15 protein-coding genes and 1 tRNA gene are annotated in these 18,009 nt (G+C 61.7%); 14 read left to right on the forward strand and 2 right to left on the reverse strand.

Features of this window, described 5'->3' with window-relative positions; translation table 11 throughout:
- The first annotated feature begins 17 nt into the window (after positions 1-17).
- The 8 genes from KTJ78_RS07770 (at position 18) to KTJ78_RS07805 (ending at position 8,832) form a co-directional block, all read left to right on the forward strand.
- A tRNA-Gln gene (locus KTJ78_RS07770) sits at positions 18-89 on the forward strand.
- 44 nt (positions 90-133) lie between these two features.
- Positions 134-1,579: a bifunctional UDP-N-acetylglucosamine diphosphorylase/glucosamine-1-phosphate N-acetyltransferase GlmU gene (gene glmU / locus KTJ78_RS07775; protein WP_217134258.1), complete on the forward strand. Its 1,446-nt coding sequence runs from the start codon at positions 134-136 to the stop codon at positions 1,577-1,579.
- Complete coding sequence (locus KTJ78_RS07780; RefSeq protein ID WP_217134266.1) at positions 1,576-2,553, forward strand: ribose-phosphate diphosphokinase; 978 nt, start codon at positions 1,576-1,578, stop codon at positions 2,551-2,553. The genes glmU and KTJ78_RS07780 overlap by 4 nt, the downstream gene beginning before the upstream one ends.
- Positions 2,554-2,662: 109 nt before the next feature.
- Entirely contained in the window at positions 2,663-3,121 is a 459-nt protein-coding gene (locus KTJ78_RS07785) for a MarR family winged helix-turn-helix transcriptional regulator (RefSeq protein ID WP_217134280.1), read from the forward strand.
- A gap of 153 nt (positions 3,122-3,274) precedes the next feature.
- Positions 3,275-3,871, forward strand: a complete 597-nt coding sequence (locus KTJ78_RS07790; protein ID WP_217134282.1) for a 50S ribosomal protein L25/general stress protein Ctc — start codon at positions 3,275-3,277, stop codon at positions 3,869-3,871.
- Positions 3,872-3,986: 115 nt separating this feature from the next.
- Positions 3,987-4,577, forward strand: coding sequence for an aminoacyl-tRNA hydrolase (pth, locus tag KTJ78_RS07795; protein WP_217134285.1), 591 nt, complete (start codon positions 3,987-3,989; stop codon positions 4,575-4,577).
- On the forward strand, positions 4,574-8,167 hold the full coding sequence (gene mfd / locus KTJ78_RS07800; RefSeq protein WP_217134287.1) for a transcription-repair coupling factor: 3,594 nt from the start codon (positions 4,574-4,576) through the stop codon (positions 8,165-8,167). The genes pth and mfd overlap by 4 nt, the downstream gene beginning before the upstream one ends.
- A gap of 50 nt (positions 8,168-8,217) precedes the next feature.
- Positions 8,218-8,832 (forward strand): GNAT family N-acetyltransferase, encoded by a 615-nt coding sequence (locus tag KTJ78_RS07805; protein WP_217134289.1) that lies wholly within the window; start codon positions 8,218-8,220, stop codon positions 8,830-8,832.
- Positions 8,833-8,916: 84 nt separating this feature from the next.
- On the opposite strand, the gene KTJ78_RS07810 is transcribed toward KTJ78_RS07805, so the two are convergent.
- Positions 8,917-9,393 (reverse strand): hypothetical protein, encoded by a 477-nt coding sequence (locus KTJ78_RS07810; protein WP_217134291.1) that lies wholly within the window; start codon positions 9,391-9,393, stop codon positions 8,917-8,919.
- Between the two features lie 154 nt (positions 9,394-9,547).
- Here KTJ78_RS07810 and KTJ78_RS07815 point away from each other — a divergent pair, with 154 nt between their 5' ends.
- The gene (locus tag KTJ78_RS07815; protein WP_369808032.1) at positions 9,548-10,213 is read left to right on the forward strand and encodes a MazG nucleotide pyrophosphohydrolase domain-containing protein; all 666 of its coding nucleotides are present in this window, start codon (positions 9,548-9,550) and stop codon (positions 10,211-10,213) included.
- Between the two features lie 23 nt (positions 10,214-10,236).
- On the opposite strand, the gene KTJ78_RS07820 is transcribed toward KTJ78_RS07815, so the two are convergent.
- Positions 10,237-11,115, reverse strand: coding sequence for a LuxR C-terminal-related transcriptional regulator (locus tag KTJ78_RS07820; protein ID WP_217134293.1), 879 nt, complete (start codon positions 11,113-11,115; stop codon positions 10,237-10,239).
- 104 nt (positions 11,116-11,219) lie between these two features.
- Between KTJ78_RS07820 and KTJ78_RS07825 the strand changes: the two genes are divergently transcribed.
- The 5 genes from KTJ78_RS07825 (at position 11,220) to eno (ending at position 18,003) form a co-directional block, all read left to right on the forward strand.
- Complete coding sequence (locus KTJ78_RS07825) at positions 11,220-13,208, forward strand: AMP-binding protein (protein WP_369808033.1); 1,989 nt, start codon at positions 11,220-11,222, stop codon at positions 13,206-13,208.
- Between the two features lie 68 nt (positions 13,209-13,276).
- A complete protein-coding gene (locus KTJ78_RS07830) occupies positions 13,277-13,654 on the forward strand; it encodes a DUF485 domain-containing protein (RefSeq protein WP_217134295.1) in 378 nt (125 codons plus the stop codon).
- Complete coding sequence (locus tag KTJ78_RS07835; protein ID WP_217134297.1) at positions 13,651-15,261, forward strand: monocarboxylic acid transporter; 1,611 nt, start codon at positions 13,651-13,653, stop codon at positions 15,259-15,261. Before KTJ78_RS07830 ends, KTJ78_RS07835 begins: the two co-directional genes overlap by 4 nt.
- A 92-nt stretch (positions 15,262-15,353) precedes the next feature.
- Positions 15,354-16,652 (forward strand): histidine--tRNA ligase, encoded by a 1,299-nt coding sequence (gene hisS, locus KTJ78_RS07840; RefSeq protein WP_217134300.1) that lies wholly within the window; start codon positions 15,354-15,356, stop codon positions 16,650-16,652.
- 70 nt (positions 16,653-16,722) lie between these two features.
- On the forward strand, positions 16,723-18,003 hold the full coding sequence (gene eno, locus KTJ78_RS07845) for a phosphopyruvate hydratase (protein ID WP_217134843.1): 1,281 nt from the start codon (positions 16,723-16,725) through the stop codon (positions 18,001-18,003).
- The last annotated feature ends 6 nt before the right edge of the window (positions 18,004-18,009 follow it).

Consider the following 18,009-nt stretch of genomic DNA (forward strand, 5'->3'; position numbering starts at 1 on the left):
GCCGAATTTTGGCATGATCCGCCTTGGTGTAATGGCAGCACGACAGCCTTTGGAGCTGTTAGGTCTAGGTTCGAATCCTAGGGGCGGAGCGGCACCGGGAGCTCTTGGTGTGAAGTCACCTGAAAGGGAACGCATGTCACAGCGGCCTTCAGACGGTCTTGCCGTTGTTATCCTGGCTGCGGGTCAGGGAACCCGCATGAAGTCGTCACTGCCCAAAGTCTTGCACCCCATCGCTGGCCGCTCGCTTATTCAGCATGTTCTTGATGTTGCCGGCAGCCTTGGCGCCGAGCACGTGCTCGCGGTAGTGCGGCATGAGCGCGAGCGAGTTGCCCAGGCGATCGCCGAGCACGCTCCCGACACGATCATCGTCGACCAGGATGAGGTGCCCGGCACCGGGCGTGCGGTTGAGCAGGCCCTGCAGGCATTGCCCGACGATTTTGACGGTTCAGTGGTTGTGCTCTCTGGTGACGCTCCACTTATCGACCACGATACGTTGCAAATGCTCATCGACGGCCACCTGGCTGAGGGTCGCAAGATGACGCTGCTCTCGGCGCTGTTCGACGACCCGACGGGTCTTGGCCGCATTCTTCGCAGCGACGACCAGCGCATGCTCGGCATTGTCGAAGAGAAAGACGCGACCGATGAAGAGCGTCGCATCACCGAGGTTAACGGTGGCATCTACGTTTTCCACCGTCGCACGTTGCAAGACACGCTCGCGACGATCGATACGAATAACGCGCAGGGCGAGAAGTACCTCACCGATGCCGCGGCTCGCATTCTTGCGTCGGGCGGAGCCGTTGATGCGGTTGCGACGACCGATACCTGGCTCATCGCTGGCGTCAATGATCGGGCGCAGCTCGCCGACGTGGGCCGTGAGCTCAACCGCCGTATCGTGCGCAAGCATCAGCAGGCTGGGGTCACGATTCAAGACCCATCAACGACGTGGATCGAAGCCGGGGTCTCCATCGGAGCCGACACGCTTATTCTTCCAGGCACGTATCTGCACGGCGCCACCTCGATCGCTTCGAACGCGATCGTTGGGCCAGACACGACTCTTGTTGACACGGAGGTGCGCGAGGGTGCGCACGTTCGCCGTTCAGAGGTTCACCTCGCCGTGATCGGTGAGGGGGCGAGCGTGGGGCCTTTCTCGTACATTCGTCCGGGCACCGAGCTTGGCGAGTCGTCGAAGATCGGCGCGTTTGTCGAGGCGAAGAACGCCAAGATTGGCGACGCCTCGAAGGTGCCCCACCTGAGCTACGTGGGCGATGTCACGGTCGGTACCGACTCGAACATCGGGGCAGGCACGATCGTCGCGAACTACGACGGCGTGAAGAAGCACGAAACCGTCGTGGGCGACGGCGTGCGCATTGGTTCGAAGAACGTGCTCGTCGCTCCCGTGACGGTGCACGACGGGTCTTACACTGCGGCTGGTACCGTGGTGCGCAAAGACGTTCCGGCCGGGTCTCTCTCTATGGGAGTTCTGCCGCAGCGACACATTGAGGGCTGGGTCGCCGACAAGCGCCCAGGGTCGAGTTCAGCCAAAGCGGCTGAAAGGGCAGGAGAAACACAGGAATCATGACCGCCATCAAGCTCGCCGGTGAAAAGAAACTGGTACTCATTTCGGGTCGTGCGTACCCGGAGCTTGCGCAAAATGTTGCGGCAGAACTCGGTGCAGAGCTCGTTGAAACCGATGCGCGCACCTTTGCAAACGGTGAAATCTATGCGCGCTTCGGTGAGAGCGTGCGTGGAGCTGATGCGTTTGTAATGCAGTCACACACCCACCCCATTAACGAGTGGCTCATGGAGCAGCTCATCATGGTCGATGCGCTCAAGCGGGCCTCTGCGAAGCGCATTACCGTTGTTGCGCCCTTCTACCCGTACTCACGCCAGGACAAGAAGGGCCGCGGTCGCGAGCCGATCTCGGCCCGTCTCATCGCCGATCTCTTCAAAACGGCCGGCGCTGACCGCATCATGTCGGTTGACCTTCACGCCTCGCAGATTCAGGGCTTCTTTGATGGCCCCGTCGATCACCTCTTTGCGATGCCCGTGCTGCTCGACTACTTCCAGAAGAAGCTCAGTCGTGAAAACATCACGGTGGTCTCGCCCGACACCGGGCGTGCCCGTGTGGCTGACGTGTGGAGCGACAAGCTCGGCGCGCCGCTCGCGATCATTCACAAGCGTCGCGACCCGAACGTGGCCCACAAGGTGTCGGTTCACGACATCGTTGGCAACGTTGAGGGCCGCTGGTGCGTCATGGTTGATGACATGATCGATACGGGTGGCACAATCGCGAAGGCTGCCGAGGCGCTCAAGAACAATGGTGCGCTCGGCGTAACGATCGCGGCAACGCACGCGATCTTCTCAGGTAAGGCGACCGAGATCTTGAACGCCGACTTTATCGACGAGGTCGTGGTGACTGACACGTTGCCGGTGCCGCCAGAGAAGCAGTTCGAGAAGCTGACGGTGCTCTCGATTGCCCCGCTGCTCGCACGTGCGATCAATGAGGTCTTCGAAGACGGTTCGGTGACGAGCATGTTCGAGGGTGCTGCCTAGCCAGCCTTGACTTCCCATGAGATGGCGCCCGCTCGAGAGTGGGCGCCATTTTGTATGCTCAGCCCAGATGGTGGTTGCTGAGAGAAACGGTATCTGCAATGGTGGTGGCATGATCACGCGTAAGGCAACCCGCGAGGCCCAGTCGGTTCTGCAAGCAACGATCGAGCTGGTGGCGAGTTGGAACTCGGTTCCGGTGCAGGGGCGCATTGCCCGTGCTGTGGGGGTCGAGATTCCCGAGGGAGACGTTCGGGCGCTGTACATGATCGGGATGTCTGACGAGTATCTGCAGCCGAGTGCTCTCGCCGACATGCTGCAAATGACGAGGCCGACCATGAGCAAGGTGCTCACGCGGCTGCACGCGGCGGGTCTCATTGAGCGGCACCGCGTCGAAGCCGATCGTCGGGCGCTCGCGGTGGGGCTCACCGAGCAGGGGCAGCACTCGTTTGGGCTTCTCGTGCAGGCCGGGGTAGACATGGTGAAGAGCTCACTCGAGGGGCTCACGAGTGCCGAGGTTGCGCAGGTGACGGGCGTCATGACCGAACTCTCGAAGGCGTTGCATCGCAACTAGGTTTTCAGCATGCCATGCCCGAAATCATGTAAGATGCTCATGTACTTCGGCGAGGGATGCACCAGCATCCGTTATCGACGCGGGATCGCTCTTCTGGGCAAATTCGTGTGAGCCGTTACATCAAGGGGTCACACCCCGGAAAGAGAGAAACTCATGTCAGCAGACGTTTTCAAGCTTGTTGCAACTCCCCGCGAGAACTTCGGTAAGGGCGCGGCTCGTAAGCTCCGCGCACTCGGCCAGACCCCAGCGGTTGTCTACGGCCACGGTGCAGAGCCCCTGCACATCTCGGTCGACGCTCACGCGCTTTCGCTCATCGTGCGCTACGCAAACTCGGTGATCGAGCTCGACATCGACGGCAAGAAGCAGCTCGTTCTCGTGAAGGACGTTCAGAAAGAGGCAGTGCGCCATTACGTCGAGCACGTCGACCTGCTCATCATTAAGAAGGGCGAGACCGTTGAGGTTGAGGTTCCTGTGACGGTTGTTGGCGAGCCCTTCAATGGCGCGACCATGCTGCTCGAGCTCAACACCCTCGCACTCAACGTTCCTGCAACCTCGATTCCTGAGGTTATTGAGATTGACGTTGAGGGCCTCGAGGCAGGCACCCGCTTCCTCGTACAGGACATCAAGCTTCCCGCTGGCGCAAGCGCTGTTGACGATGCTGAGGCCCTCGTGGTCAACATCGTTGAGGCACGCGTGAGCGAAGAGCCTGAGGCTGCTGCCGAAGAGGCACCTGCTGAGGCAGCAGAGTAACGCAAGCCTTTCCGAAAAGCTCCCGGGTGTAAGCCCGGGAGCTTTTTCGTTGCCCGTGACTCTGAGCGAGACACGGTATCGTTAGGGAGTGTTTTGGCGAAAGAGAAGAGGAACTGTGGCGGTCGACGCGTGGCTGGTTGTAGGGCTCGGTAACCCCGGGGCAAAGTACGAGTCAACCAGGCATAACGTGGGCCAGATGGCGCTTGACGTGCTCGCCGGCAGAATTGGCGGATCGTACTCGGCTCACAAGGCGGGAGCGCGGGTGCTCGAGGGCAGGGTTATGCCCGGGGGCCCGAAATACATTCTTGCCAAGCCCAACAGCTTCATGAACCTCTCGGGCGGCCCGGTCTCGTCGCTCGCGAAGTTCTATGGCATCGCGCCTGAGCGCATCATCGTCTTGCACGACGAGCTCGATATCGAGGCCCACACGCTGAAGCTCAAGAGCGGCGGCGGTCACGGTGGCCACAATGGCCTGCGCGACATTGCCAAGGCGCTCGGCACCCCGGACTTTATTCGTGTTCGCATCGGTGTGGGTCGCCCACCCGGCAGGCAAGACCCTGCTGATTTCGTGCTCTCGCCCTTTGCTGCTGGTGAGCGTGACGATCTTGGCGTGACGCTCGAACTCGCGGCCGATGCCGTTGAGCGCATTGTCGATGCCGGCCTCTTACAGGCCCAACAAGAAATTCATGGAAAGGGCAAAGCGTGAGCCTGAACGGTCTCGATCTTTTACTCGCCGAATCTTCGTCGTTTGCGAGGGCGCTCGAGTATGGGCGCGAAGACGTTGACTTCTCGTGCCGTGAGGGTGTTCGCGCCCCGCTCATCGCTGGACTCGTGCGCAGGCTTCGTGGCGAGAACGATCACGGCGCACACCTCGTCATTACCGCGACGAGTCGCGAGGCCGACCGCGTGCGTGCTGAGCTCGCAAGCCTCATGCCTGAGGCTCTCACGACCGAGTTCAGCGCGTGGGAGACTCTTCCGCACGAGCGGCTGAGCCCCTCAACCGAGACGGTCGGTAAACGCTCGCGCGCGCTACGCCGCATTCGCGAGCACGACGGTTCGGGCTCGCCCCTCATCGTTGTGGCGTCGGCGCGGGCCGTGCTGCAGCCGGTTTCGCCACACGCTGCCATGGCAGACGTGCTGAAGCTCACACTCGGGCGCGAAGATCACACGCTCGACGAGATCCTCGAGCGGCTCGTGCAGATGGCCTACACGCGCGTCGACATGGTGACGAGGCGCGGTGAGTTCGCCGTGAGGGGCGGCATCGTCGATATCTTCGTGCCCTCGCTCGACCACGCCGTGCGCATTGACTTTTTCGGTGATGAGGTTGACGACATGCGTCACTTCGCGATCTCTGATCAGCGCTCGGTCGGCGAGCCGGTGCAAGAGATCGAGATCACCGCTGCGCGTGAGTTGTTGCTCACCGACGAGGTTCGGTCGCGTGCCGCTGAGCTGCTCACCGAACTGCCCGAATACTCGGCAATGCTCGAGAAGATTAGCCAGGGTATTCCGGTCGAGGGCATGGAGAGTCTCATGCCGCAGCTCGCGCCCGGGATGCAGCCGCTCACGGCGTTGCTGCCAGAGGGCGGATCGGTCACGGTCATCGCTCCCGAGAAAGTTACCTCGCGCGCGATTAGTCTCGCCGAGACGAACCGAGAGTTTCTCGAGGCTTCGTGGAGCGTCACGGCTGCCGGGGGAGAAGCGCCCATTCAGCTCGCTGAGAGCGGGCTTATCTCGCTGCCAGAGGTGCGCAAGGCCTCTGCTGGGCGACCGTGGTGGACCATCTCGTCGTTTGCGACCGAAGAAGACGACTTTGGCGAAGACATCGTTGTCGCGGCCCAGGTGCTTCCAGAACCAGCGCCGGGCGAACTCGCGACCGAGTTCTTTGCTGGGCATCTGCGCACGCGCTTAGCCTCTGGCTGGCGTGCCGTCATCACGGTGCAGGGGCCGGGGCTCCAACAACGCGCGGCCGAGTTGCTGCTCGAGCAGGGACTCGCTGTCGAGCAGCGCGAGAGCCTCGCCGAGGTTCCCGCGAGGCCTAGCGAGGCGCTCGTGTACGTCGTGACTGGCGTGAACTGGAGCGGTTTCGAGTCGGCAGAGGCAAAGCTTGTCGTGCTCAACGAGGGTGAGCTCTTCGGGCGCTCGCTCGCTGACCGCGCGGGGGCGCCCGCGAAGCTTGCGGGCCGCCGGAGCAAGAACGTCGTTGATCCGCTCAAACTCGTCAAGGGCGACTACGTGGTGCACGAGACTCACGGCATCGGCCGTTTCGTCGAGCTCACCCAGCGTATGGTGCCCACCGGTGTCGGCAAGGGCGCGGGCAAGGCCCAGCGCGAGTACCTCGTGATTGAGTACGCGTCAACGAAGCGCGGCATGCCCAAAGACAAGCTCTTCGTGCCAACCGATCAGCTCGACCAGCTCTCGCGCTACGTCGGTGGCGAAGAGCCGACGCTCTCGAAGATGGGCGGCAGCGACTGGTCAACCGCCAAGACGAAGGCTCGCAAGGCGGTGCGCGACATCGCCGTTGAGCTCGTGAAGCTCTACTCGGCGCGCATGCAGGCGAAGGGGCACCCCTTCCAAAACGACACCCCCTGGCAACTCGAACTCGAAGAGGCCTTCCCGTTTGTCGAAACCGTCGACCAGCTCACCGCTATCGATGACGTCAAGCGCGACATGGAGAAGCCGATTCCCATGGATCGCCTCATCTCTGGCGACGTGGGCTTCGGCAAGACCGAGATCGCGGTGCGCGCGGCATTCAAAGCCGTGCAAGACAACAAGCAGGTTGCGGTGCTCGTGCCCACAACACTGCTCGTCAAGCAGCATTTCGAGACGTTCCAGGACCGTTTCGCGGGGTTCCCGATTCAGCTGCGCGCCCTCTCTCGGTTCCAGACCGACAAAGAGGCCAGAGAAACCCTTGAGGGCCTTGCTGCGGGCACCATTGACGTCGTCGTGGGCACTCACCGCTTGCTCTCTGAGAAGGTTAAGTACCACGATCTTGGGCTTCTCATTATCGATGAGGAGCAGCGCTTCGGTGTCGAGCACAAAGACACCCTCAAGAAGCTCAAACACGGCGTCGATATTCTCGCGATGAGCGCGACCCCGATTCCACGAACCCTCGAGATGGCGGTGACGGGTATTCGTGAGATGTCGACGCTCGCGACCGCGCCCGAAGAACGGCACCCAATTTTGACGTTCGTCGGGCCGAGAAGTGACCAGCAGATTGCTGCCGCGATCCGCCGCGAAATGCTGCGCGAGGGCCAGATTTTCTTCGTGCACAACCGTGTCTCATCGATTGGCCGCGTCGCAGCGCGCCTGCAGGAACTCGTGCCCGATGCGCGCATCGCGGTCGCGCACGGCAAGCTCTCTGAGTCACAGCTTGAGCAGGTCGTTATCGACTTTTGGGAGCGCAAGTACGACGTGCTTGTCTCGACGACGATCATCGAGACGGGACTCGATATCGCTAACGCCAACACGATCATCATTGACCAGGCCGACAAATACGGGCTTAGCCAGTTGCACCAGTTGCGCGGGCGCGTGGGACGAAGCCGTGAACGTGCCTACGCATATTTCTTGTACGACCCCGAAAAACCGCTCACCGAGACCGCGTACGAGCGTCTCGAGACGATCGCCAAGAACAACGAACTGGGCTCCGGCATGCAGGTTGCGCTCAAAGATCTCGAGTTACGCGGTGCCGGCAACCTGCTCGGCGGCGAGCAGTCGGGCCACATCGCGGGCGTCGGGTTCGACCTCTACCTGCGTATGATCGGCGAGGCCGTGAACACGTTCAAGGGCGAAGAGGTGCAGCAAGACCGCGAGCTCATTCTTGAGCTACCGGTTGACGCGCGCATTCCCGAGAGTTACGTCGAGAGCGACCGGCTGCGCCTCGAGGCGTACCAGAAGTTCGCAGCCGCGGCGCACCCACAGGCGCCAGAGGAACACATGGGACTCGTGCTCGAAGAGCTCACCGACCGCTACGGCACCCCACCCGAGCCCGTCGAGAAACTTGCACAGGTATCAGCGCTGCGTCGCCGCGCCCAGTTGCTCGGCATGACGAAGGTTATCGCCGCCGCTGGGCAGCTGCGCATCGAACGCGTTGACATGCTCGACTCGCGCCGCATGCGCATGGCCCGCATGTATCCCGGGGCGCAGTACTCGAAGGAGACCGGGGTGCTGCAGGTTCCGTTGCCGCGCCCCTCGTCGAGCCCCGTGGCGAAGCGAGGCAGCACCGAGGGTGACGATATTCTCACGTGGGCGAGCGACGTGATTCGTCATCTTTTCGAGGCGGATCCCGCCGAAGCCTAGCCGAGAGAGCCTGGCCAGGCTAGCGTGGTCAACAAGAGGGAAGGGAACTCATGGTTTCTCAGAGCATTGCTCAGCGTGTTGGGCGAGAGCGGGACGCATTGGATGCCGCGGTCGAAACGATCGCGCTCGCGTTCTCGGGTGATCCGACCTGGGCTCCGCTGCTCGTGCCAGACCCAGACGACCTCGCTCTTTCGACGACCTACTGGGGGCTGTTCGTGCGCTCAGCGGCAGAGCGCTACGAGATGACCTACGCGATCGATGGTTCGGCGGCGGTGAGTGTCTGGCTGCCGCAGGGAGGCGATGAACTCTCTGCCGACGAATCGGCCGGGTTCGAACACTTCGCTACTTCGCTCCTCGGCGAGACCGGATACGAAACCTTGCTTGAGATCGGTGAGCGCTTCGAAGCGGCGCACCCCACTGAACCACACAACTACTTGAGCTTGCTCGGGGTTCACCCCTCGCGAAGGGGCGAAGGCATCGGTATGCGCTTACTCGCCGAGAATCTCGCGCACTTTGATGCGCTCGGCGAGCCGACGTATCTCGAGTCGTCAAACCCCGCGAATGATGCTCGGTATCTCGCCCTGGGCTTTGAGCCACACGGAACCATCGCGTTGCCCTCTGGTCTTACGCTCGCGACAATGTGGCGTGACCCGCAGGCGGCATAAGGAAAGCCCCCGGTGATGAGCCGTCTTGCGACGGCCACACCGAGGGCCTGACACGGTGACTGGTGAGCCAGTCTCGTGTTCACACTACTTCGAGCAAACCTCGTTGATCTTGGTGAAAGCAGTGTTGAGCTTCTCGCTCGCGGGGGTAACCTCGGCCTCGAGCTTCTCGAAGTTTGCCTGAATCTCTTCGAGCTCAGCCATTGCCTCGGGGTCGGTCATGTCCATGTCGGCCATTGCTGGGAAGTTCATGTCGCCAGCGGTCTTGAGCAGTGAGGTAAGCGCGTCGTTCGCTTCTTTCACGGTCGGCGCGAGTTCGTCGTTGGTGATGTCTTTCGTGAGCTGCTTGAGCTCATCGCTGATCGGTGCGAAGGCTTCATTGATGGTGCCTCCGTTCTGCACAGCATCTTCGAGGCTCTTGTCGAAGCCGTCACCGGTGGTGATGGGAGACTTCTCAAGAATGGTGCACGCCTGTGCTGTGCTCTGGCCGCCTGCGCAGGCCGAGAGGGTGAGCATCATGGCTGCTGCCGCGGTAACGGCAGCGAAGCGTGGCATCCTTTTCATGGGTGTCGATATTCCTTGCGTACGCGTACATGGTGTGCGCCCGACATCGGTCGAGCACCGTGACAACGCTACAGGAACTTCCCCCACAAAAGTATAGACTTTCGAATATTGAAGCCTTCAGTGCACTTCGTGCTTCACGCGGTACGATTCGAGTGTGAACGACAACACCGCTCCCGAATCGCGGCTTGGCGGGGTCGAACGGGCCAAAGCCGTCGTGCAAACGATGCTCTCTGCTGAAGGCTGCGCCTGGCATCAGGTTCAGACCCACGAGAGCCTCACCAAGTACCTCGTCGAAGAGGCCTACGAAACCGTAGACGCCATCGAACGGGGAAGCGCGCAGCACGTCGCTGAAGAGCTTGGAGATGTGCTGTACCAGGTTCTTTTTCACGCTTCTCTCGCTGAACGCGATGGCGAAGGGTACTCGTTTGACGAGATTGCTGGGGCGCTCGCCGACAAGCTCATTGCGCGGCACCCGCACGTGTTTGGCGATGCCGGTTACATGACCGAAGCCGAGCTCAATGCTGAGTGGGAGCACCTGAAGGAGGCTGCTCAGGGGGCGGAGCGCGGCTCCCGCCACCCGCTCGAGGGGGTTCCGGCAGGCATGGCGAGCCTCGCTCGCGCGGCGAAGGTCGTCGAGAGACTACGTCGCGCTGAGTTGCTCGAAGCCGTAGCCGAGCCCGTGCGCGACGAGCGGGCGATCGGTGATGCGATGATGCGGCTCGTGCACGAAGCGAACGAACAAGGAATCGACGTAGACCGGGCGATGCGCGCCGCGACGAAACGTTTTGCCGATGAGCGGCTGCCCGACGCGGCCGCGTGAGTGTTGCGTGAATCGCCTGTGCGTCACACGATGACGCCGAGTTGCCTCGCCTGGGCCACTGCCTCGTGCCGGCTCGAAGCGTCGAGCTTTGCCATTGCACTCTTCAAATAGCTCTTGATCGTGCTCTCGGTGAGGCCGAGCACATTGCCGACCGTGAGGTTCGAGTAACCGAGTGCGACCTGCGTGAGCACATCGATCTCGCGCGGTGAAAGCTGAACCGTGAGTCCCGCAGGAGCCGGCATCGAGTCAGGCGCCGCGGTGACCCCGAGGTTCGTCAATGATTGCTCGAGATCGTGGAGGCGCTGGCGCAGGGCGCGGTCGCGCACATCGGTCGCGAGGCGTCGTAGCTCGGCGTGATGCTGCCTGAGCCCTTCGAGCAGCGGGCCGGGAACGGTTGGTTGATCGAGCAGCTGTGCTTTCAGCCTGCGCTGAACCTCGTCGTGAATGCTGAGCTCACGCGAAAAACGCTGGGCGATGGTACTCGTGGTCTGCAGAAACGAGGTGCCGGGCTGCGACGCTCCCGGGCTGTTGCTCTGGCGCGCGCCGCCATACAACACTGCTCTAACCTCGCCATCAACGACGACGGGAACCGCAATGAGGGCTCTGATGCCCTCAGAAAGAATGGGCACGTCATAGTCGTGTGTGATGTGCATCGACTGCTCGTAATTCGTGGTGAAACGAGGTCTCGCTTCGACGAGAGCGCGACCCCCGAGCCCGCGCTCTGCAGCGACACGAAGGCCATCGAGGTTTGAGGTGCGGTTGCCCTCAACCGCTGAAACCGTTGCGATACCGCCGATCTGGTACCCACCAAACACGATGGGAAACTGCGTTGCCGCTGCAAAATCTTTCACCGCCTGCACCAGCAACGTTTCGAGCGCCTTGGCGTCGAGGTTGTTCTTCATTGGACTACCTACTTTCGAGGGTACTCCCAACTTACCCGCGTCATTACTATCAGACAAATGCTCTTTGGGCAGGCTTGAATTCACTCATTTCAAAGGAGAAACCAGTGTCAATCGCATCAGCACCCTCGCACACCGCCACAGCAACCCCCGGCGCTGCCTACCGGCCCGTGTGGCAGCGTAGCCAGGAGGACCCCGAGGGTTTCTGGCTTGACGTTGCCACTCAGGTCCAGTGGAAAACTGAACCGACGCGTGCCCTCGATGAGCGCGGCGAGTACGAGTGGCGTTGGTTTCCCGGCGGCGAGCTGAACGTCTCAGAGAACGCGCTCGATCGCCACGTTGATGCGGGGCGGGGCGATAACGCGGCCCTCATTTACGACTCAGCGATGACGGGAACGAAACTCACCTTCACGTACCGCGAACTTCGCGATGCCGTTGCGCTCTTTGCGGGAGTGCTTCGCGACCAGGGCGTTTCGAAGGGTGATCGCGTGCTCATCTACCTGCCGATGGTGCCGCAGGCGGTCATCGCGATGCTGGCCTGTGCGCGCATCGGAGCGATCCACTCGGTGGTTTTTGGCGGGTTTGCCGCGAACGAACTTGCCGTGCGCATTGCTGATGCAAAGCCGAAGGTCATCGTGACGACAGCCGGCGGGCTCGAGCCGGGCCGCGTCGTCGAGTACTTGCCACTCGTATCGCGGGCGATCGAACTTGTTGGCGACGACTGCTCGGTCGAGTCGGTCATCGTGCGTCAGCGAGATGCTGTGCCTGGCACGGCTGCCGAGTACAACGAGGGTAGTAGCGCGTCGTGGCACGACTGGGAAGAGCTTGAAGCAAAGAGTAGCCCGGCTGCTCCGGTGAGCATGCGCGCAGAAGATCCGCTCTACATTCTCTACACCTCGGGCACGACCGGGAGCCCGAAGGGCGTTGTGCGCGACAGCGGTGGCTACACGGTGGGGCTGCAGTGGGCCATGCAGAACATTTACAACTTTGGTCCTGGCGACACGATGTTCACCGCCTCTGACGTGGGCTGGGTCGTAGGCCACTCGTTTATCGTGTACGGGCCACTCATCGCGGGTGGCACGACGATTCTGTACGAGGGCAAGCCCGTCGGAACCCCCGACCCCGGTGCTTTCTGGAGAGTGCTCTCAGAGCACGGGGCGAAGCTGCTCTCAACCGCGCCGACCGCACTGCGCGCGATTCGCCGCGAAGACCCAGAGCTTGAGTACCTGAAGCGTTATGACATGTCGAAGCTCGAGGCGATCTACCTCGCTGGCGAGCGCATGGATCCTGAGACCTGGCACTGGGTCAACGATGGACTGCGCGTGCCGGTTGTCGATCACTGGTGGCAGACCGAAACGGGTTGGATGATTTGCGCCAACCCACTCGGTATTGAAGAGTTGCCGGCAAAGGCCGGCTCAACGACGGTACCCATGCCCGGCTTCGACGTGCATATTCTCGACTCGAACGGTAAACGCATCACCGAGCCCAACGTTGAGGGCAACATCGGCATTCGGTTGCCGCTCGCTCCGGGGGCACTCCTTGAGATCTGGGGCAGTCGCCAGCGCTTCATCGACTCGTATCTCTCGGCGTTCAAGGGCTACTACTCGACCGGTGACGCCGGATACTACGACGAAGACGGCTACCTGTTTGTCATGGGCCGCACCGACGACGTCATCAATGTTGCTGGCCACCGCCTCTCGACCGGCTCGCTCGAAGAGGTGCTCACGCAGCACAGCGCCGTGGCCGAGTGCGCCGTTATCGGTGTGAGTGATGAGCTCAAGGGCCAGCGCGCAGCGGGCTTCGTTACCGTCAAGCACGGCGTCAGCATCGATGATCAGCAGCTCGCGACCGAACTCATCGCGCTCGTTCGCGAGCACATTGGCCCCGTCGCATCATTTCGAGACGTTACGGTCGTTGAACGACTGCCGAAAACCCGCTCGGGCAAGATTCTGCGCAAGACCATTCGCCAGATTGTCGACGGTGAGCCCTACACGGTTCCCGCGACAATCGAAGACCCAACGGTTATCGATGAGCTCATTACCTCGCTCAAGCACACCGTTTCGGCCCCACCAACGCGCGTCGTGACGCTCCCGTAGCGCGTGCGCGGTCGGGGAGTTCCGATCCACCCCCCCCAAAAAAAGTACTGACAGGCAAGGAGGCCTCGATGTCATATCACCCGTCTGATCAGGAGAGCAAAGGTGCTCACCCGATCGACTACGAACAGTTCCAACACACACCGGAGTTTCAAGAGCTCAAACATCGGTTGCGCCGATTCGTGTTTCCCTTAACCCTCGCCTTCATGGTGTGGTTTATCGGATTCGTGATCTTGGGCGCGTACGCTCACGACTTCATGGCGAAGCCCTTTTGGGGGCTGAACGTCGGCATCTGGCTCGGACTCGGGCAGTTCGTGACAACCTTCGGTATCACCATGGGCTACGTTCGTTTCGCGAACACGCAGCTTGACCCCCGCTCTGAAGCGCTTCGCGCGCAGCTTGAGAGCATCGAGTCGGGTCAACAGGTACAGCGGGAGGTCACCTCATGATGCACCTCGTGAATGGCGCAAATGCCGAGCAGAGCCCCGTGCTCAACATCACCATTTTTCTCGCCTTCGTCGCGGTCACCATGGTGATCGTGGTGCGGGCCGGGCGTACGAACAAGAGCGCTGCCGACTTCTACGCGGGAGGCCGCTCATTCTCCGGGCGCCAAAACGGCCTCGCGATCGCGGGCGACTACCTCTCGGCCGCATCGTTCCTCGGTATCTGCGGTGCTATCGCGATCAACGGCTTCGACGGCTTCATGTACTCGATCGGATTTCTTGTCGCCTGGCTTGTTGCCCTGCTGCTCGTCGCCGAGCTCATGCGCAACACCGCGAAGTTTACGATGGCCGACGTGCTCTCGTTCCGCCTCAGGCAGCGCCCTGTGCGCATGGCGGCAGCACTCACCACCCTCGCGGTCTCGTTCTTCTACCTGCTCGCCCAGATGGCTGGCGCTGGTGGGCTCGTCTCGTTGCTGCTCGGTATTAACGACAAGATAGGCCAGTCGCTCGTTATCGCGGTCGTAGGCGTTGTCATGATTCTCTACGTGCTCATCGGTGGCATGAAGGGAACCACCTGGGTACAGATCATTAAGGCGGTGTTGCTCATTGCCGGTGCAGGCGCGATGACGGTTTGGGTGCTCGCGCTCAAAGGGTTTAACTTCGCGGCGGTGCTTGAAGCCGCGGTCGTAAACCCCGAGAATCAGCACGGCGATGCGATTCTCGCGCCCGGGCTGCAATACGGTGCGCACCCGATCGATTTCGTTTCGCTCGCGCTCGCGCTGGTCTTAGGCACGGCGGGGCTTCCTCACGTGCTCATGCGGTTCTACACGGTACCCACGGCAAAAGAGGCGAGACGCTCGGTGGTGTGGGCCATCTGGCTCATCGGTATCTTCTACCTCTTCACCCTCGTGCTCGGCTTTGCGGCCGGTGCCTTCGTCGGGCCAGAAACGATCGCTCAAGCGCCTGGTGGGCAGAACTCTGCCGCACCGCTGCTCGCGCAGTTCCTTGGCGGGCCGCTCCTGCTCGGGTTCATTTCTGCCGTGGCATTCGCGACCATTCTCGCGGTTGTCGCGGGGCTGACGATCACCGCCTCGGCCTCGTTCGCGCACGACATCTATAACAGTGTCATGCGCAAGGGGCAGGCATCACCGCAGCAGGAGGTCAAGGTTGCACGCATCACCACGGTGGTCATTGGCGCACTCGCGATCGTCGGTGGGATCGGCGTGCAGGGGCAAAACATCGCCTTTCTTGTCGCGCTCGCCTTTGCTGTCGCGGCCTCGGCGAACCTGCCAACGATTCTGTTCTCGCTCTTCTGGTCAAAGTTCACGACCCGCGGGGCTGTTTGGTCGATGGTCGGCGGCCTCGTCACCGCGGTCGGGCTCATCGCCCTCTCGCCGGTGGTTTCAGGCAACGAAACCGCGATGCTGGGTGCCGGGGTCGACTTCGCGATCTTCCCGCTCAAGAACCCGGGAATCATTTCGATTCCCGTTGGCTTCTTGCTGGCGTGGATCGGCTCCGTAACCGACCCAACGCGCGAATCGAAGGCGCTCGCAGCCGAGATGGAGGTGCGTTCACTCACGGGCTTTGGTGCTGAGCCGCCCGTCAAGCACTAGGAAAGTGAGTACGAGGGTGCCCCGAGCAGGTTTGTCCCGGGGCACCCTCGTATGGTTTGTTCGGCCCGCTCGCTCGTGAAAGAATAGTGAGCATGGCAAAGACGGTAAACGCCCCACGTGGCATGCGCGATTTCCTTCCTCAAGACAAGGCGCGTCGCGAGCATGCGCTCAGCGTTATTCGCGGGGTCTACCGCGCTCACGGCTTCGACGAGATCGAGGCCCCGATGCTCGAGGACTACTCGCGGCTGCACGCAGGCCTCGGCGGCGACAATGAGAAGCTCTCGTTCTCGGTGCTGAAGCGCGGTCTCACTGCCGACGACTTTCATGCGGCTGCCGATGAGGGCGTCGAACGAATTGCCGACCTGGGGCTACGCTTTGACCTCACGGTGCCGCTCACGCGGTTCTATGCGACGAACCGTGCGCAGCTGCCGCCGGTGTTTCGCTCGATCCAGATCGCGCCAGTGTGGCGCGCTGAGCGCCCACAGAAGGGGCGATACCGTCAATTTGTGCAAGCCGACATTGACATCATTGGCGAGCCCGGGCTCATGGCCGAGATCGAGCTGTTGACGGCCTCATCGCAGGCATTCGCTGAGCTTGGCCTCACCGACGTGACGATTCGAGTGAACGACCGTCGGGTGCTCTTCGGTCTGCTCGCGCACTGCGGCTTTGAAGCCGAGGTGCATGACCGTGCGCTGATCACGATCGATAAGCTCGACAAGATTGGCGCCTCAGGCGTTGTCGAAGAGCTTGAAGAGCTTGACGCAACCGCCGCCGCCCGCATGGGCGAGGTGCTCGAGGCTGTTGCCCCGAAAATCGCCGGCGAGGGCATCGCGCTTACCCGTGAAGAAATTGTTGCCGCGCTTCCCGAGGGCCTCGGTGGCGAGGGCGTCACAAACCTTGTTGATCTGGGCGAGGCTCTGGAACACGCGATTCCGAGCAACGTGACCCTGCGCTTCGACCCCACGCTCGTGCGCGGCATGGGGTACTACACGGGCACGATTTTTGAGGTCGCCCACCCGGCTTCAGGCAGCTCGGTTGGCGGCGGCGGTCGCTATGACGGCATGGTCGGCCGGTTCCTCGGTCAAGACGTGCCCGCGGTCGGCTTCTCGATCGGCTTCGAACGCGTCGTCGATCTCATCGAGCTTCCTGAAAATGATGGTCCAGCCTCGATCGCACTCGTCTACGACACCGATGTGCCGAAGGCACAGCTCATGAGTATCAAACGAGAGCTCGTCGCTGCGGGGCACCGTGTGCGCCTTGAAAAGCGCGTGAAGAACATGAAGGCCATGCTTGACCGCATCGCGGGTGAGGGCTTTTCCGAGTTCGCAAACGTGCGCCCCGACACCCTGAGTGCGAGCGATCTCGATGTTCGTTCACAGGGTGATCGCTAACGCCGTCACGGTAGAGTAATTATTGGCGCCCAGGGCGTTCAACCCCGATGTAATTTACGAGGAGTTCATGGTGGCATATATCGATGCAGTCATTGCACGAGAAATTCTTGACTCGCGAGGCAACCCGACCGTTGAGGTTGAGGTCGCGCTCAGCGATGGAGCAGTGAGCCGCGCAGCGGTTCCCTCAGGCGCCTCCACCGGCGCCTTCGAAGCATACGAGCTGAGGGATGGCGACAAGGGCCGCTACCTCGGCAAGGGCGTGCAAAAGGCTGTCGATGCGGTTCACACCGTGCTCGGCCCCGCGGTAGACGATATTGCTGCTGATGACCAGCGTCTCGTTGACGCGGCACTCATCGCCGCCGATGGAACTGAGAACAAGAGCGAGACCGGTGCAAACGCGATTCTTGGCGTGAGTCTCGCGGTCGCACAAGCCGCAGCTGACTCAGCTGGTCTGCCTCTCTACCGATACATTGGTGGCCCCACCGCGTGTACGCTTCCCGTGCCGCTCATGAACATCATCAATGGCGGTGCTCACGCAGACACGGGTGTTGATATTCAGGAGTTCATGGCTGTGCCGATTGGCGCCGAGACCTTCTCAGAGGGTCTTCGCATGGGTGTTGAGGTGTACCACTCGCTCAAGTCGCTCATGCAAGAGAACGGCCTCGCGACCGCGCTCGGTGACGAGGGCGGCTTCGCCCCAGACCTGCCCAACAACGCTGCGGCACTCGACCTCATTGTGCAGGCAATCGAGCGTGCCGGTTACAAGCCCGGCACCGACGTCGCTCTCGCGCTCGACGTTGCATCGACCGAGTTCTTCTCAGAGGGTGCCTACCAGTTCGAAGGTGAGTCACGTTCGTCAGACGACATGATCGCCTACTACACCGATCTCTGTGCGAAGTACCCCCTCGTGTCAATTGAGGACCCTCTCGATGAGAACGACTGGGAGGGCTGGGTCAAGCTCACCGAGGCGCTCGGCGACAAGGTGCAGCTCGTTGGTGACGACCTCTTCGTCACGAACCCCGCACGCCTCGCAGACGGCATTGCAAAGGGCGCTGCCAACTCGTTGCTCGTGAAGGTGAACCAGATTGGTACCCTCACCGAGACCCTCGACGCCGTGCAGCTCGCGCAGCGCTCAGGCTACACCGCGATTCTCTCGCACCGCTCGGGTGAGACCGAAGACGTCACGATTGCTGACCTTGCGGTTGCGACCGACTGCGGCCAGATCAAGACGGGCGCCCCTGCGCGTTCAGAGCGTGTTGCGAAGTACAACCAGCTGCTGCGCATCGAAGAAGACCTCGGCGATGCAGCACGCTACGCAGGCCGCGCAGCGTTCCCGCGCTTTCAGGGCTAATAGACC

The organism is Leucobacter chinensis (assembly GCF_019049105.1).
GTDB classification, from domain to species: domain Bacteria; phylum Actinomycetota; class Actinomycetes; order Actinomycetales; family Microbacteriaceae; genus Leucobacter_A; species Leucobacter_A chinensis.

Excerpts from the sequence above, each read along its gene's own strand:
- KTJ78_RS07790 (WP_217134282.1), top strand. The coding sequence starts at position 3,275 with ATGTCAGCAGACGTTTTCAAGCTTGTTGCAACTCCCCGCGAGAACTTC.
- KTJ78_RS07830 (WP_217134295.1), top strand. The coding sequence starts at position 13,277 with ATGTCATATCACCCGTCTGATCAGGAGAGCAAAGGTGCTCACCCGATC.
- KTJ78_RS07805 (WP_217134289.1), top strand. The coding sequence starts at position 8,218 with ATGGTTTCTCAGAGCATTGCTCAGCGTGTTGGGCGAGAGCGGGACGCA.
- hisS (WP_217134300.1), top strand. The coding sequence starts at position 15,354 with ATGGCAAAGACGGTAAACGCCCCACGTGGCATGCGCGATTTCCTTCCT.
- KTJ78_RS07785 (WP_217134280.1), top strand. The coding sequence starts at position 2,663 with ATGATCACGCGTAAGGCAACCCGCGAGGCCCAGTCGGTTCTGCAAGCA.
- glmU (WP_217134258.1), top strand. The coding sequence starts at position 134 with ATGTCACAGCGGCCTTCAGACGGTCTTGCCGTTGTTATCCTGGCTGCG.
- KTJ78_RS07780 (WP_217134266.1), top strand. The coding sequence starts at position 1,576 with ATGACCGCCATCAAGCTCGCCGGTGAAAAGAAACTGGTACTCATTTCG.
- KTJ78_RS07820 (WP_217134293.1), bottom strand. The coding sequence starts at position 11,115 with ATGAAGAACAACCTCGACGCCAAGGCGCTCGAAACGTTGCTGGTGCAG.
- KTJ78_RS07810 (WP_217134291.1), bottom strand. The coding sequence starts at position 9,393 with ATGAAAAGGATGCCACGCTTCGCTGCCGTTACCGCGGCAGCAGCCATG.
- KTJ78_RS07835 (WP_217134297.1), top strand. The coding sequence starts at position 13,651 with ATGATGCACCTCGTGAATGGCGCAAATGCCGAGCAGAGCCCCGTGCTC.